General features: G+C 39.9%; 15 protein-coding genes and 1 tRNA gene. All 16 read right to left on the reverse strand.

Annotated features, from left to right (window positions below):
- Window positions 1–18 precede the first annotated feature (18 nt).
- Window positions 19–315 carry a V-type ATP synthase subunit F gene (locus GM182_RS04045; protein ID WP_449185848.1) on the reverse strand — a complete coding sequence of 99 codons (297 nt, stop codon included), beginning with the start codon at window positions 313–315 and terminating at the stop codon, window positions 19–21.
- Window positions 308–1,105, reverse strand: coding sequence for a hypothetical protein (locus tag GM182_RS04050; RefSeq protein ID WP_449185849.1), 798 nt, complete (start codon window positions 1,103–1,105; stop codon window positions 308–310). The genes GM182_RS04045 and GM182_RS04050 overlap by 8 nt, the downstream gene beginning before the upstream one ends.
- On the reverse strand, window positions 1,102–1,887 hold the full coding sequence (locus GM182_RS04055; protein WP_449185850.1) for a hypothetical protein: 786 nt from the start codon (window positions 1,885–1,887) through the stop codon (window positions 1,102–1,104). Before GM182_RS04055 ends, GM182_RS04050 begins: the two co-directional genes overlap by 4 nt.
- A gap of 11 nt (window positions 1,888–1,898) precedes the next feature.
- Entirely contained in the window at window positions 1,899–2,369 is a 471-nt protein-coding gene (locus tag GM182_RS04060) for a V-type ATP synthase subunit K (protein WP_449185851.1), read from the reverse strand.
- Complete coding sequence (locus GM182_RS04065; RefSeq protein ID WP_449185852.1) at window positions 2,366–4,342, reverse strand: V-type ATP synthase subunit I; 1,977 nt, start codon at window positions 4,340–4,342, stop codon at window positions 2,366–2,368. Before GM182_RS04065 ends, GM182_RS04060 begins: the two co-directional genes overlap by 4 nt.
- A 2-nt stretch (window positions 4,343–4,344) precedes the next feature.
- Window positions 4,345–4,659, reverse strand: a complete 315-nt coding sequence (locus tag GM182_RS04070) for a hypothetical protein (protein ID WP_449185853.1) — start codon at window positions 4,657–4,659, stop codon at window positions 4,345–4,347.
- A gap of 14 nt (window positions 4,660–4,673) precedes the next feature.
- Window positions 4,674–6,155: an aminotransferase class I/II-fold pyridoxal phosphate-dependent enzyme gene (locus tag GM182_RS04075; RefSeq protein ID WP_449185854.1), complete on the reverse strand. Its 1,482-nt coding sequence runs from the start codon at window positions 6,153–6,155 to the stop codon at window positions 4,674–4,676.
- Between the two features lie 48 nt (window positions 6,156–6,203).
- Window positions 6,204–6,280, reverse strand: a tRNA-Pro gene (locus tag GM182_RS04080).
- A 60-nt stretch (window positions 6,281–6,340) separates the two neighbouring features.
- Window positions 6,341–7,564 carry an adenylosuccinate synthase gene (locus tag GM182_RS04085; RefSeq protein ID WP_449185855.1) on the reverse strand — a complete coding sequence of 408 codons (1,224 nt, stop codon included), beginning with the start codon at window positions 7,562–7,564 and terminating at the stop codon, window positions 6,341–6,343.
- Window positions 7,561–8,001, reverse strand: a complete 441-nt coding sequence (locus GM182_RS04090) for a type II toxin-antitoxin system RatA family toxin (RefSeq protein WP_449185856.1) — start codon at window positions 7,999–8,001, stop codon at window positions 7,561–7,563. The genes GM182_RS04085 and GM182_RS04090 overlap by 4 nt, the downstream gene beginning before the upstream one ends.
- Before the next feature lie 14 nt (window positions 8,002–8,015).
- Entirely contained in the window at window positions 8,016–9,272 is a 1,257-nt protein-coding gene (locus GM182_RS04095; RefSeq protein WP_449185857.1) for an aspartate aminotransferase family protein, read from the reverse strand.
- Between the two features lie 43 nt (window positions 9,273–9,315).
- Window positions 9,316–10,212 carry a DNA-binding protein WhiA gene (whiA, locus tag GM182_RS04100; protein WP_449185858.1) on the reverse strand — a complete coding sequence of 299 codons (897 nt, stop codon included), beginning with the start codon at window positions 10,210–10,212 and terminating at the stop codon, window positions 9,316–9,318.
- Window positions 10,175–11,074 (reverse strand): RNase adapter RapZ, encoded by a 900-nt coding sequence (gene rapZ / locus GM182_RS04105; RefSeq protein ID WP_449185859.1) that lies wholly within the window; start codon window positions 11,072–11,074, stop codon window positions 10,175–10,177. Before rapZ ends, whiA begins: the two co-directional genes overlap by 38 nt.
- Window positions 11,071–11,550: a methylated-DNA--[protein]-cysteine S-methyltransferase gene (locus GM182_RS04110; protein WP_449185860.1), complete on the reverse strand. Its 480-nt coding sequence runs from the start codon at window positions 11,548–11,550 to the stop codon at window positions 11,071–11,073. The genes rapZ and GM182_RS04110 overlap by 4 nt, the downstream gene beginning before the upstream one ends.
- The gene (locus tag GM182_RS04115; protein WP_449185861.1) at window positions 11,513–13,234 is read right to left on the reverse strand and encodes a GIY-YIG nuclease family protein; all 1,722 of its coding nucleotides are present in this window, start codon (window positions 13,232–13,234) and stop codon (window positions 11,513–11,515) included. Before GM182_RS04115 ends, GM182_RS04110 begins: the two co-directional genes overlap by 38 nt.
- Entirely contained in the window at window positions 13,234–16,029 is a 2,796-nt protein-coding gene (gene uvrA / locus GM182_RS04120) for an excinuclease ABC subunit UvrA (protein ID WP_449185862.1), read from the reverse strand. The genes GM182_RS04115 and uvrA overlap by 1 nt, the downstream gene beginning before the upstream one ends.
- Window positions 16,030–16,074 lie beyond the last annotated feature (45 nt).

The following is a 16,074-nucleotide window of genomic DNA, read 5'->3' on the forward strand; positions in this document are numbered from 1 at the left end:
ATGCTATCCACCCCTTCCCTATTCAAAGATCCTTATACCAAGGGCACGTTCTATCTTCTTTTCAAGAACCTTAGATGCCTTCTCCTCGTCTTTACCGAGAATAACCACAGAAAACTCTGGTCTACTGACATTATCTAAGAGTTCTTGGTACCGAGTATATACATCTTCAGATACGATCAATATGGCATACTCCTTATTAGAGATAATATCCTTTATCTTTTGAGTAATATCTTCATTCTCATCAAACCACTCTACCCCTATAAGGGCAAGAGCTCTAATATGTGGTAAGTTGCCTATAGCTGCTATTTTATACATAGACCTCACGCACCCTCTTTACAATTTCTTCCCTTGACAAATGTCCCCATATTCCTGTTGCAACAATGCGAACGTTCCTATATGCTATATCCAAAGCCCTGTAATAAAATACTATTTCGTATAAAGGATTGCTTGTCATTGAAAGACCACTAAGTTTTAGCAACAGATACTCATCAACAAGCACCTCTAAATCCAAAATAGGCATATCACCTAAGTCCGATGCAAGTCCCAAAATAGAAGCCACTTGTTTGGGATCAGCTTCTCCTCTTTCCAGAAGAACAGAAATCTTATCTCCCATATACATCGGGGCGAACAAGTGTCTCATTGTAGTAAGATCCCATCCATAAGCGTGGGCACGCTTATAGAGAAACAGAAGCAAATATCTATACCACTCATCATATTCTGCTTCCAAATACCTATCATCAAATGAACGAACTGTCGCCCATAGCTTGTCCGTAGCATCAATCATATCCTCAAGGGTTAATGTTTCTTTATCTTTGACAAACCAATCAGGAAATAAAGCCAAAGCAATAGGTCTTTCATCATCTACAACAGTAAAGTAGTCTGTTACTTCTTCTTCTATATGCTGTTTAGCAAGGATAACAATATCACTTAGTGAAACATTACCTTCAATAGCTGAAAATCCTTTTATCCCATTAAGCATGGAAACAAATTCTGACCATGAAGTAGCATCAGCCATACGAACAACCTGGGACTTTGTTGGAATTTCACCTAAACGGGCTGCAATCGTCCCTCCAAGAAGCCTCTCGTAGTGCTTCCACACGATCATGATACTACCCCCTTCAGAACAGCATCTCTGATCGCAGCCAAATTACTTCGAACAAGGTCTTCTACTATAACCGATGGTGATACATCTATCTTGGCATTACCAGTATCAACAAGCACAATCATGTTTTCATCTTTGATAGTTACAAACTTTACCTCTTGACCAAACTCTCTTTGAAGTTCCTTAACAACAGACATGGGTAATTTATCGGAAACAATAACAGATTTTACTTCTTTTGATCCTATAAGCTGGGATACATAAGAAGCATACAAATCAGCAGCATCCCCGGTAAGCACTTTTAGCATTTCATTCTTTATATCATCTATGACACGGGTAAAGACCTCATTTATAAACTTTCTCTTCTCCACAGCAAAGATACTTTCTATAACAGCCTTTTCTTCTTTAAGTTTTGCCTCAAGATGTTTAATTGTTTGCTGCCACTCGAAATCAATATCAGCTACAATATCTCTGATTACCTTCAATGTTTCAGCTACAACCTCTTCGATAGCTCTATCCAGTTCTACAGACAGCTCTTTATATATATTGTCAACAAATTGCCTGTTTACAATATGTTTTTCTTCTTTATCTTCAGTAGTTGATTCCTGAAGGTCTTGAACAATGTCATACCACAACTCTTTGGCATACTCCGTTGCTTCTTCTCTTATTATGGCAGGAAGCGTATTCTCAACTGCACTTTTGATACCATCAATATCAAGTCCATCATTGGTATACGCACCGAGAGCCTCAAGCCATCTGGTCTTTACCCTTTCTTGTAAGCCAGCCACACTCCCCACCTCTATATCTTAACCTGGTTAAGCATGATGATTGTGGCAAGCAGACCAACAAGGGCATATGTCTCAACGATAGCAGGAATGATAATAGCACGACCAGCAAGCTCCTGTCTGCGGGCTACCATCTGAAGAGCAGCGGCAGAAGCCTTACCCTGCCAAACACCAGACATTAGCTCGGCAACCATAACAGGGATAAAGGCTGCAAAAATAGCCAATCCTGTAGCAAGATCCATTTTGTCTATATTATTGGCTATTTTGGCAATACCAAGGAACATAGCGACAAAACCATAGAAACCCTGTGTACCAGGAAGAGCCTGCATGATTAGTGCAAGAGCACCAAGTTCTGGTTTTTCTCTTTGAACTCCTGCTGCTGCCTCACCAGCGATACCAACACCAATTGCAGAACCAACAGAAGCTAAACCTGCACCAATACCTGCACCTACTAAAGCAATTGCTGCACCCCAAGATACGATCATTTAGCATCAACCTCCTTCACAAATTTGTGATATTTCCCATCAAGTGTTATAGGTTTAAACTCACACCCCGTCCCTTCGAAGAATCGGCCATACATCTCAAGGAATATAAGACGGGATGAGTGTACAAACGAACCAAGAAGCCCCAATGCCAAGTTAAGGGCATGGGCAAGAATAAGTAATATGATACCTATGACTATCTTAAACATAGGAGCAAGCATGGTATTAAGCACATGGGCAACAATACCAGTAGAAAGGTTTAGAGCAAGCAAACGAGAATAAGACAAAGTATCGGCCAAGAAACTAGCCACACCATACCCACCAGCGATACCATACAGTGAAATCAGACCGAAGGCAATTCTACCAATAGGATTTTTAATATGCCTACCTTGTGTCAGCACAATTAATAGGGCTGAGCCCATAGCAATATATTTAGCGTACATTAGTGTTGTGGCACTAACTCCTACACCAATAATAGGAAGCACAAGTACTACAAGGGATAGTAAGAATACCTGCCACGCAAACACATCAAATACGGCTGTTTGCCAATCACCTTGCTTAAATGACCACCATGCCTTAATACTCATAGCATACATCTGCATCACAATACCTATAATCAAAACCGTGCCAAGTCCCAAATTGGTATTGTGGACAACATCAAAGAAACTGAAGAACCCAAATACTTTTCCATTGTATACAAAAGGATTTTCTCCAAACCAAGTCCATGTAACTATACCGAATATAAGAGACGTTAAACCCAAATAGAAAATAAATAGAAGTGTATTCTTTGTGCCTTCTTCGGCTTTTTTATAGCGAATTAAGAAATAAAGTGCTGTAAGCATTAACAATGCACCATATCCCGCATCGCCAAGTGCTATACCAAAGAAGATAAAGAATGCAGGAGCTGTAAACTTCGTAGGATCAAAGAATCTATAATGAGGAACACCATATAGCTTGGTAACAATTTCAAATGGTCTCAGCCACCATGGATTTTCTATCTTAACAGGTGGATCTTCTTCCTCACTCGGATCACTCATCAGCACTCTAACAGGATAGTTATGTTCAAGATTATATTTAACCCTATCTGCTTTATCTTTATCTATCCAGCCCCAAAGGTAAACAAACTTTTTTCCCTTAAGAACATTATCAGAAACAACTTGCCACTTTTCTTTTTCAACTTCTAAGTAGTCAACCAAAACTTTATATGTATCTTGCTGATCATTTAGCCATCTGAGAACCTCTTCTATCTGTTTCCGCCTTTTATCCTCTAATTCAGCCCGTCTTGTCTCAAGCTCTTTAATATACTCTGCAGGTTCGATATCTACTGCTGGCAGAGATACAGCATATTCCTTCCATCTTTCAACAACTTGGGCAGCCTTATCAGAATAATACACGATAAGTACATACCATTGCTTTCCCGTCTTCTTAGCCCACATCCAATAGTAACCATCAATGGTCTTTAAATCTTCCCATAATGGAGCAACATATCTTTCTGAAATTTCAATGGGTAAATATCTCAAATGCTTGAGATTATGAAGAACAGACAGCTGAATAGTTATAAACTGCCAAGGTTTTAACATCTCTATTTGATAAGAAATATGTTCTATTTCTTTATCAATATGATGGATATCATCAAGCATCTTTTGGAGCTCGTTAAACAACATCTCACCCTTAGTTTCCCATAGAGATCTTGCCTCATCTATGCTCATGACCTTACGAGGTTCAAACATGCTCTTTTTAAACGGAGTATCACCATGCAGGGAAACAAACTCTTCAGCGTTTCTCCATATAGAGAGATATGTACTAATCTTCTGGAGAGTTTGCCTGACAGTCTCTTTGATATTACCACCTGTTTCTTGTAATTCCTCTATATGTTCCACATGGAAATCTCTAATACTGGCAATATATTCTAAAATCTCTGGAACTTTATTCCCCCACGCATATATTTCAAGCTTCTTTAGCGGTTTAACAGCCATGATCAGATCCCCCCGTGAAGCCTATGAATGAGATCTGTGATAATAGAAGTTTTCTTCTCCTGATATGTCTCCCATATTTTCTTTTCCAGATTCTTCAACTCAGCATTCGTCTTTTCAGATACTTGTTTATGATAAGCATCTATTTCCTGTTGAATCTTTGCTTCTTCGGATTTTCTATAATTTTCTATAGCCTCCTCAAGAACCTGTTTGGTTTCTTTAGAAAGTAACTGAGGTGTTGTTTTCAAATTTGTCTCTACACTCTTCCACTGTTCTACAGCCTTATCCAACATTTCTATCTGCCTCATCAGTTCTGCCACCGTTATCTACCCCCTTATTTAATAACTTTTATATAGTTCAGTTCGGGATCAATCGGGCCCTGAACCTCTGCACCTTGGGTAATTCTCTCTTTTATAAACTCATATATTTCACGATCTATCCGCTCACCAGGTGCCACAATAGGTATACCTGGTGGGTATAAGCTAACAACTTCCGCGCAAACACGACCAATCACATTTTCATCAAAGGCAACCATCTCAGACTTTGCAAAGAATGCCTCTCTAGGTGTTAAAACAACTTCTGGTATATGCGGAAGAATATGATAATCAACCCCCCTTGTTTCCTCACCTTTATAATACTTCTTACTCATATCCTTAATGGCATCTACAAGCACCTTAGCATCATCCATATAGTGACCCACAGTAATAAAAGCCAAAACATTGTGTGGATCTGACAGTTCCACTTCAATGTTATATTCATGATTAAGAATCTTCTCCGCTATATATCCATACATCCTACCTTTATTATATTCCCATTTACCCTCAAAACTAATTACTATCTTAGTTTCATCATAAACAGAAACAAAAGGATCCGTTTCCTCGACTTCCTTACTTATAACGAATATTCCTGGAATTTCATTTAATGTTTTACGAAGATAACGAGCAACATCAAGCACTCTGTCATAGATTATCTTACCTTCCGTTGCCAACTGCATTCTCGCAACATCAAGAGAAGACAGCAAAACATAGTTAGGAGATGTAGACTGAAGCACCTGCAAAGCCATTTTCAACCGAGCCAAATCGATGAAACCATTATCGTTATAATGAATCCAAGAAGTCTGAGTCATGGATGCAAGTGTCTTATGGGCACTTTGAACAACAAGATCTGCCCCTTGCCTGACAGCCGTCTCCGGAAGCTCTGGATGCATCCCATAGTGAGCACCATGAGCCTCATCAACAAGAAGAGGCATATTGTATTTATGAGCAATATCAGCATAGAGCTTAACATTACCAGTCATACCATAGTAGTTGGGCGTAGTAATAAACACAGCCTTGGCATCTGTATTGTTCTTTATAGTTTCTTCCAGTTTTCCCGGATCAAGATTTGTCGTAACACCTATGCGACTATTAACCTCAACAGGCACATAGACAGGGACAGCACCAGAAACAATAAGCCCACCTAATGCAGATCTATGAGAATTGCGTCCGAGAATAATCTTTTCACCGTCACCAACAGTAGAAAAAATCATTGCATGGTTACCGCCAGTACTTCCATTGATAAGGAAAAAAGATTCGGTACTACCATACAAGTCTGATAATAAATCCTGGGCTTCTTTCAGAATACCAGTAGCCTTATGAAGATAGTCTACACCCTCAACCTCTGTCAAATCAAGAAGAAAAACATTTTCACCAAGAAAATCTTTTAGAAGAGGATGCACACCTTTACCTCTATTATGACCAGGCATATGAAATGCCGTACGACCCTTATTAATATACTTTAATAGGCCTTCAAAATAAGGTGCTCTTCTCTGGTCCAATCATCTTCCCTCCTATAGTTTAGTTTTATAATTTTTCCTATATAAAAATGGTCGGGGCGGGCGGGCTCGAACCGCCGACCCCCTGGTCCCGAACCAGGTGCGCTACCTTACTGCGCTACGCCCCGACCGTTGCCTTAACCCATCACATATGCGTTTGCTATTATATCACAAATATCTATCTTAACTTATACTATCTCAATAGTATGCTCAGGTGCTGGACCTGTGGAAATATATCTAACTCTAACCTCTAAATGGTCTTCTATAAACTCGACATATCGTCTTGCCTGAATTGGCAACTTTCTCCACTCAGTAACACCAAATATATCTTCTTCCCAACCTTCAAGTTCCTCATACACAGGTATTATATTCAAATCAAGCACATTTTCAGGCCAAAAATCGTACTTCTCACCGTCTATTTCGTAAGCCACCGCTGCTCTAATTTTTTCCAACCCAGAAAGAACATCAAGCTTTGTAATAGCCAGTTCATTGATACCATTCATAAACACAGCAAAACGTGTCTGCACCAAATCAAGCCAACCACATCTACGAGGTCTACCCGTCGTAGCACCATACTCATGCCCCTTTTCTCTGATAAACTCCCCTATATCGTCTGTTAATTCTGTAGGAAAGATACCTTCACCAACACGGGTAGCATATGCCTTGACTACTCCTATTCGTCTATCAATAAGATACGGGGGAAATCCACTATCAACAATGCCAGCAAGACCTGGGTGTGACGATGTCACATAAGGGTAGGTGCCCATATCTATATCAAGCATGTACCCCTGTGCCCCCTCAAACAAGATTTTCTTCTCACGATTTTTCCATAGTAGCATCTCTACATCCGCAACCATTGGAGCAACAAATTGGGCAAGGAATTTCAACTCTTCTAAATCGTCATCCATATCAAGTCCCCATGTTTTCATAAATCGGGCTATTTCATTGTAGTGAGTCTCCAACTTTCTGTTATCAATAAAATCACCTACACGAATTCCAAGTCTATACATCTTCATAGCATATGCAGGTCCTATTCCTCTTTTGGTAGTACCTATCTTATTGTCCCGCATATCCTCAATCAGAACATCAAGATGGCGATATGTTTTGAAGACTATGTGGGCTCTTCTACTAATAAGAAGCTTCCCATGATCTGCAGGTAAACGATCATATTCTTCCTTTAAAACATAAGGGTTGATAACTGTACCCGCTCCAATAACAGACACTGTTGTGGGTTCAAGTATAGAGGAAGGTAATATATGAAATTTATAGGTAGTACCATCTCTAACGACAGTGTGTCCGGCATTATCGCCCCCACTATAGCGAACAACAAAGTCAAACTTATCCCTCAACATATCAACGATTTTACCTTTTCCCTCGTCACCCCAACTTAGTCCTATTACACTAGCCTTCATGTTCCTTCAGCCCTTTCCTTTATGGCATTAAGCATGGAAACACAGTTGTCTTTAATAAGCTTGGTTGCCAGAGGACCAAGCAGTGTTCTAAACATGGGTACACCTATTTCAAAATCTACAGTCAGCCTTACTTTTATTGTTTCCTCATCTAATTTCTCTATAGTCCACTCACCTTCAAACTTGCTAAATACTCCCTGTTTAGCTTTGTAATAAATTCGATATTCGTCAGGATAATAAAAATCTTCTTCATCCCATTCAACAGTCATGTTTTTCGCCTTGGCAACCCAATGGGTTTTCGTTGTATTTTCCCCACGTTCAAGCACCTTAACATCTATAAGATCATCCATAAACTCAGGATATTTCTCCATATCAGAAATAATCTCCCATACATCTTGAGGATTTCCCTTAATAGTAATCTCAGTTTCCACCTTAGGCATAACCTTCCCCTCCCTTATAAACTATCTACAAACGACTTCATCTTTTTGAGAGCCTTATTCCAAGCATCAAGCACTTTATCAATCTCTTCATAAGAAATAATTAGTGGTGGCTCTAACCTGATAACTTTTGGATTATTAAGGGCATATGCAACAATAATCCCTTCTTCCATGAGAAAACTCATCATAGGTATACCGTAGCCCTCATCGGCCATCTCAACACCAATCATGAGCCCTTTGCCTCTGACATTAGCCACGAACCCATCATATGCCTCCACAAGCTCTTTTAATCCATCAAGAAGCTTTTTACCCTTTTCTTTAGCTTGTGCTGGTAAATCTTCCTCCTTCATCACATCTATTGTTGCCACTGCGGCAACAGTAGCCAGTGGATTACCACCAAATGTAGATTCATGAATAATGGGGAATGGATCAAACGCAGACCAAATCTCAGGAGTAGAACTAAATGCTCCTATAGGCATTACACCACCACCAAGAGCTTTACCAAGGGCGATAATATCAGGCTCTACACCATATAGTTCAGAGGCAAACATGGCTCCAGTACGCCCCATACCTGTTTGAACCTCATCAAGAATAAGAAGAATACCTTTTTCTTTAGTAATATCTCTAACTTTCTTGAGATAATCGTCAGGTGGCAGCACAATACCACCTTCACCTTGAATAGGCTCTATGATAACTGCAGCTGTATCCTCATCAATAGTATGGGCTATGGCATCGGCATCTCCAAATGGTACCTTAATAAACCCTGGAACCAATGGCTCAAACGGTTGCCTGTATACATCTCTACCTGTTGCAGACAGAGCCCCCATTGTTACACCATGATAGGCTCCATCAGTATAGATAATCTTTTTCTTGCCAGTATACATTCGAGCCAATTTAAGAGCTCCTTCAACGGCCTCAGAACCAGAATTACCAAAGAACGAATATTGGATATCACCAGGCAGAATTTCAGCCAGCTTTTCACCAAGTAATGTTTCAGGATAGTTCAGAAAGAGCTTAGAAGATAGCGGTATCTTATCCAGCCACGACTTGACAGCCTCCACAACCTTAGGATGTCTGTGTCCCAACGCAAAGACACCGTAACCACCAAGACAGTCTATGTACTTATTACCCTGATCATCCCACACATAAACACCCTCTGCCCTTGTCTCAACAGATACAAGTCCACCATATCTCATTAGATCAGCAAGTGCAGGATTGATATAGTCATGGTATTTCTGCCACACCTCGTCGGCAGGTGGAATATTTGTATACATAACCATACCCCCTTTTAATAGCAACTTACAAACACAAAGGATATTATATATCGTCTGTGTCTTTATCGTCTGCTATCTTCTCAAGTTTCTTCAAACCTCTACTAACCTTGGCCTTTGTCCACCCTAACCGCTCAGCAATTTCTCTATATGATAAAAGTCTACCTTCTGGTGAGATACGCAACCGCCATAATGGAACCAACTTGGAGGGAACATCGTCTACAGTTAACCTTGACAACTTTTTTATCTGCCTGCTGGATGCATAACTTACCCTTTTAAGATTAGCCATTTCAATATTAGTGATTCGGGTAATACTCTTTTTTATCTCTCTCGTCTCGTAAATGTTCTGCAATTTTTCAATATCTTTTTTAAGGCCGAATAGTTTTAGAAGAGATATAATCTCGTCAAACTTCATAACATGAAGAAACCATATGTCTTTACCCTGTCTCTTTTGCATGGCAAACGATATATGAAGTTCACTAAGTAGATCAGAGGCGTATGAGAGGGCGAACTTATAACGAGAGGCAAATGTCAAGCGATATCCACCCCTTGTTGATATATATATATTGCCTCTCGCCAGAAATAATCCCCTAAGAAAATAAACAGGTAATAGTTCCATATCATAAATATAATCGTGGTCTAGAAGAACTTTATAAATATCTCCTTGATGAAAAATAACTTCATATTTGTGTCCAGAGACACCACCAAATCTATCAGGTACATACGAAGAGAGTGTGTGCTGAATACCTAGAACATCTAAAATACGAATCATTCGCCGTGCAGCAGGGGCGTTTTCAAATGAAGCTATAATTCCTCCCTTAAAGTTGACAAAGGAATTGGCTAGAGATAACCCTACCAGTTCAGAGTATGCTCTCTCATTATCCTCAATAGGTAATAATGATAAGTTAGTTCTGATTGTCGCAAGGAGGTTTCTTGACTTCACTTATCGCCTCATCCTCCCTATCTCTATCTCTATGAACGACAATAACACTATGTCCCCCTTCTCTCAACCTCTTTCCAATTTCATCAGCAACATATACACTACGATGTTTGCCTCCTGAGCATCCAATTCCAATAAGTACTACCTTTTTTCCCATATCAAGATAGCGGGACATAGAAATGGTAATATGCCTGCAAACATGCTTTATAAACCAAGAGGTATATTCATCTCTCTGTAAAAATTCCCTAACAGGTTCATCGGTTCCAACAAGATGACGAAGCTTTTCATCATAAAAAGGATTATTCAGTATTCTTGCATCAAATATCATATCCACATCTCTAGGTACACCATACTTAAAACCAAATGATTCAATGATAAACGTAAGACCTTCAGTACTAAACAGTTGAAGGATATATGTCCGTAATTTTCTTGTAGAAAAATTCGTTGTGTCTATAACTCTGGCAATCTCACGAATAGCAGACAATATCTCCTCTTCTTTCCTAAGCAACTCTTCTATAGAAAAAGCATCAGAAGAAGATAGTGGATGTGGTCTTCTTGTTAGGGCAAACCTGTCTATTAATACTTTCCTATCTGCTGTTAAAAACAAAACATCAACATCGTATTTGTTCTTAATGGACTCTAGCTCCTTGAGAAACTTCTCTACTAGAAATTCGTCTCCTCTGACACTGCGTATATCAATAACAAGGGCTACCCTATCGACACCTTCACTGTCAAGTTTTTCAACAATAGGTAAAAAGAACTCTACAGGCACATTTTCCACTGTAAAGTAACCCATATCCTCAAATGTAGATGCTACTGTGCTCTTACCAGCTCCTGACAGTCCACTAATAATAACAACTTTCATATATTTACACCCTCCAATTGTAATAGGTATCTTTTCCATTGTAACCCAGCAGAGAATCCCCCTATACCATTTTTCGCAACAACCCTATGACATGGCAAAACGATTGGTAGATTGTTATACTTCAGTGCTGTAGCAACACCACGGGGAGACGAATGTAAATATCCTGCCAGCTGACCATAGGTTATTACAGTACCGTAAGGTGCATAATCAGACAAAGCCACAAACATCTTTCTCTGGAAATCTGTAAGTGACCTTTCATGTGTTTCATCTAAACTCCAAACAACCTTTTCACCTTTAAAGTACCATTGAAGTTTCTCAATCAGTATATGGGGACAGCTATGCGACATTACCGTATACATAGGATACCTTCTCAGGGCAATGTCAAAATATTTGTCATCCCTAATAACGATATTGACAAACCCAATCTCAACAGGAAAGCTAACGGTGAAGTTTTTCGTACAATGCTTTGGCAACATCTTCTGGAAGTCCCCCTTTTTCGATAAGCTCATCTAATGAAGCATTGTATATTCCATAAAAACTTCCAAACACATTCATGAGTTTTTCCATACGCTTAGGGCCAAGACCTTTAACAGAATCAAAAATGCCCACAATGCTATCCCTTCTCTCTCTATGGTTCTTATTGATAAACCTATGTGCTTCTGCCATTACCCATCTCAGAAAGCGTTTAGCGGGATGTGTCTCGTCAAGATATATGGCTCTACCATCGTCAAAGTGAATAAGACCGGTATCTTTATCAAGAGAAATAACACGCCACATCTTTTCTATACCCACATCTTCATGAGCCTTCATAACAAAATCAAGCTGAGGCTTTGAACCGTCTATAACCATAAGCGATGGATACCCCCACTCAGGATGGGCTAACCTACGCGTGATCACTTCATACATCATGTCCACATCTGCCATACGCTTTGGACTAAGATGAAACAACCTATAGTGCCTTGGTGATGGTTTACCACCAATGAAGGTAATCATGCCACCCATTGGATAACTCCCTTGAAAATGGGCATTGTCGTATCCCTCTATACGGCTAGGTAGTGTTGGCAAATTAAGAATATCTGCAAGCTGAAGATATCCTTCCTCCAATTCACTTTTGTATGCAAGATGACTATAAGCTGTTGTAGCCATCTCCATTGCCAGTCTTTCAGGTCTGACATTGGATACAGAACATCCAAGAACCTCAAGGACATCTTTTACCTTGGGAGTGAAAACTATTGTCTGCATACCATCTTTGCATATACGGGTATATATATCAAGAGCTACCCTTTCATAAAATTCAGAAGCACTATCTCCCCTGTAATGCCACACTAAAACATCTCTAACTTCACTATCAATGAAGTAGACAATAGCCACACCTTTTCCATCTTTGAAAGCCGCAATAATCCCAATACCTGAAAAACCCTCGACAACCGCCTGACTCACAGATATCTGTGAAAATTCTTTCAAGGCATCTCTAAAGACTATAGCCTTTTCAAACTGCATAGACTGTGACGCCTCTTTCATAGATTTTTCTAAGTACTCTTTAACTTTAGAAGGTGAAGAGGTGGCGACTTTAACAAACTCTTCTACATTTTTACGATACTCCTCTTCACTAATACGCCCCACACATGGCATAGAACACTTGCCTATTTCACCAAGATTACATACTCTTGACAAGAGTTTCTTTTCATTCCACTTGCAGTTTCTTATACCGAATACCTTCTGGGCCAGTTCATATAAAGCCCGTGCCATAGCACGAGATGTAAATGGTCCAATGACACGGTATCCCAATCTTTCAGATGTCATCTTACGCGAACGACGAAATTCCAGTTTTATTGTCGGAAAGCGGAACGATTCATTGATGACAAGATATGAATACGTAATATCACTTGTCATAAGCACATTAAAGCGAGGTGTATATTTATAGATAAGAGACTCTTCTAAGATAAGAGCTTCTCGCTCTGTAGGAACTGTAAAAAATTCTAGATCTCTGGCATAATCCATAATAAGAGAGGCTTTAAAATCCCGCCTTTTCAGATAGTTGTCAAGACGTTTCCTAAGATCCTTGGCCTTGCCAACATATATAACCTCTTCACCAGATCCCTTAAAGAGATAAACCCCAGGTTCATGGGGTGCTGTTAGTATCTTTTCATCTATAGGCACTATAATCTACCCCTTGTTTCCAAGTATCTTTTGAGATACTGACCTGTATATGTTTCCGTCATAGCCACCTCTTCAGGTGTACCTGTAGCAATAACCTGACCTCCGCCCTCTCCACCCTCAGGCCCCATATCTATGATGTAGTCGGCATTGGCTATGACATCAAGGTTGTGCTCTATGATAACAACAGTATTCCCAGCATCAACAAGTCTATGCAGAACTCCTATGAGTTTATTAACATCATCCATGTGAAGTCCTGTTGTCGGTTCATCGAGAATAAAAAGGTAACCCTTCTTATTACCTTTGAGATAAGTTGCCAGTTTAACCCTCTGCGATTCGCCACCTGAAAGCGTCGGAGACTGCTGTCCCAATTTGATATAGCCTAGTCCAACCTCATGCAATATTTTCAAGTCGTTATAAATACTTGGTATATTCTTAAAGACATCCATAGCCTGCCTCACTGTCATATCAAGAACATCGGCAATACTATAACCCTTGTATTTAATTTCCAATGTTTCACTACCATACCGTTTTCCACCACATACATCACAGGTAACATATACATCTGGTAAAAACTGCATTTCCACTTTGATAATACCTACACCTTTACAGGCCTCACACCGTCCTCCTTTGGGAGGTGGTACATTAAAACTAAACCTACCAGCTGTATATCCTCGTGCCTTTGCCTCTGGCAATGATGCAAAAAGCTTTCTAATCTTATCAAAAACACCAACATATGTAGCAGGAATACTTCTGGGGGTTTTTCCAATAGGAGACTGGTCTATGAGGTCAACATACTTTAAATCTTCATAGCCCTCAATCTTTCCAATACCTGATACAGAAATATGAGCACCATTAAGATGTCTAGCAAGGTACTTGTACAGCACTTCTACAGCCAATGTACTTTTCCCTGAACCACTTACACCAGTAATGACTGTCATTACTCCTTTAGGTATAGCAACATCAATATGTTTCAAATTAAACTTATAGGCATCTTTAACATACAGAAAACCACTTGGAATACGTCTAACCATTGGAAGTGGGATGGATTTCTTACCCGACAGATATTGTCCTGTAACAGATTGCGGTGTTTTGATAATATCGTCTACAGTACCACGGGCAACAACCTTCCCACCAAGCTCACCGGCACCGGGTCCCATATCTATGATATGGTCGGCATTTCTTATAACACTTTCATCATGCTCAACCACAATAACACTATTATCTTTATCTCTTAACATCTTGAGAAGTTTTATAAGTCTATCGGTGTCTCGTGGATGGAGACCTATTGTTGGCTCATCAAGAACATACATGATACCTGTAAGCACATTGCCCAGTTGACCTGCCAACCTCAGTCTCTGAGCCTCACCGCCAGAGAGGGTGTTGGTCTTTCGTATAAGACTGAGATATCCCAGACCCACATCAACCATAAAATCTACACGCTTCTTGATCTCTGCAGATATAGAACGCCATACCTTTGCCTTTGTTCCTCCCACCTTGATACTATATATCCACTCCTTTAGCTGGGATACAGGCATCTTTACAACATCTTCTACAGTCTTACCATCCACTTCAACCCATAATGCCTCTTGTCTTAGTCCCGTTCCATGACATGCATGGCATTCCTCCAGGACCATAAAGTTACGTATTTTTTCTCTAACAATCTCTGAATCGGTTGTTTTATACCTATGTTCTAAGTAATCAACAATACCTTTAAATTCCCACCACCACGGTTCATCTCCAAGATCAACCTTAATAGGCACCTTAGAACCTTTAAATAAAAACCTATACTTTGCCCGTGTTGGAAGGTCTTTCCATGGCACATGAGGATCTATACCACAAGCCTTAGCAGCTAGTATCTCCATATCTTTCGATAGCATAGTAAAAATAGCACCTTCAGCAATAGATTTGTTTTCATCAAGTATCAATAAATCCGGATCTATCTTTTCATGCATACCAATACCACCACAGACAGGGCAAGCACCAACAGGACTATTAAATGAAAAAAGTCGTGGGGAAAGTTCTGGCAGACTACGGCCACAGATGGGACATGCATGTTTGTTTGTATAGTATGCAATATCATTACCCACTTTAATAGCAACCACTCCATCTGCCTTTTTCCAAGCAAGCTCAATGCCATCAAGAATTCTACTGCGATTTTCAGGTTTCACTCTCACCCTATCTACAACAAGATAAATATCATGATGTTTGTTCTTGTCCACTTCCGGTAATTCATCGAGGTAGTGAATATCTCCATCAATGTAGACTCGCATAAAACCTTCTTTAAGAAGAGAGGCAAAGAGATTCTTGAAATCCCCCTTTTTATTAATAGCAATAGGAGCTAAAATCTCAACCCTTTCTCCTTTGTATCTCGTAAGAATCGTCCTAAGGATAATATCGGGAGTGGTGGCCTTCATCGGCAAATGATGTTCTGGACAATAAGGAGTACCGATATGGGCAAACATAAGACGGATATAATCGTAAATTTCGCTCATCGTTCCCACCGTAGAGCGGGGGGTAAACGAAGAAGTTGTATGCTGCTCTATAGATATGGCAGGAGTTAAACCTTCCATGCTGTCAACATCTGGTCGCTTCAACATTCCCAGAAACTGTCTGGCATACGCAGATAGTGACTCAAGAAACCTCCTATGGGCTTCAGCATAAAGGGTATCAAATACAAGGGATGTCTTACCCGAACCACTGACCCCAGTGACAACCACAAACTGTCCTTTGGGTATATCAACGTCAATATTTTTCAGATTATGCTCTCTGGCACCGCGTATTTTTATATACTTCACATCGTTCACCTCTACTGATAGGTTATCATTAGAATATACAACATG

The organism is Zhurongbacter thermophilus (genome assembly GCF_026184435.1).
GTDB lineage: Bacteria > Coprothermobacterota > Coprothermobacteria > Coprothermobacterales > JAADFF01 > JAADFF01.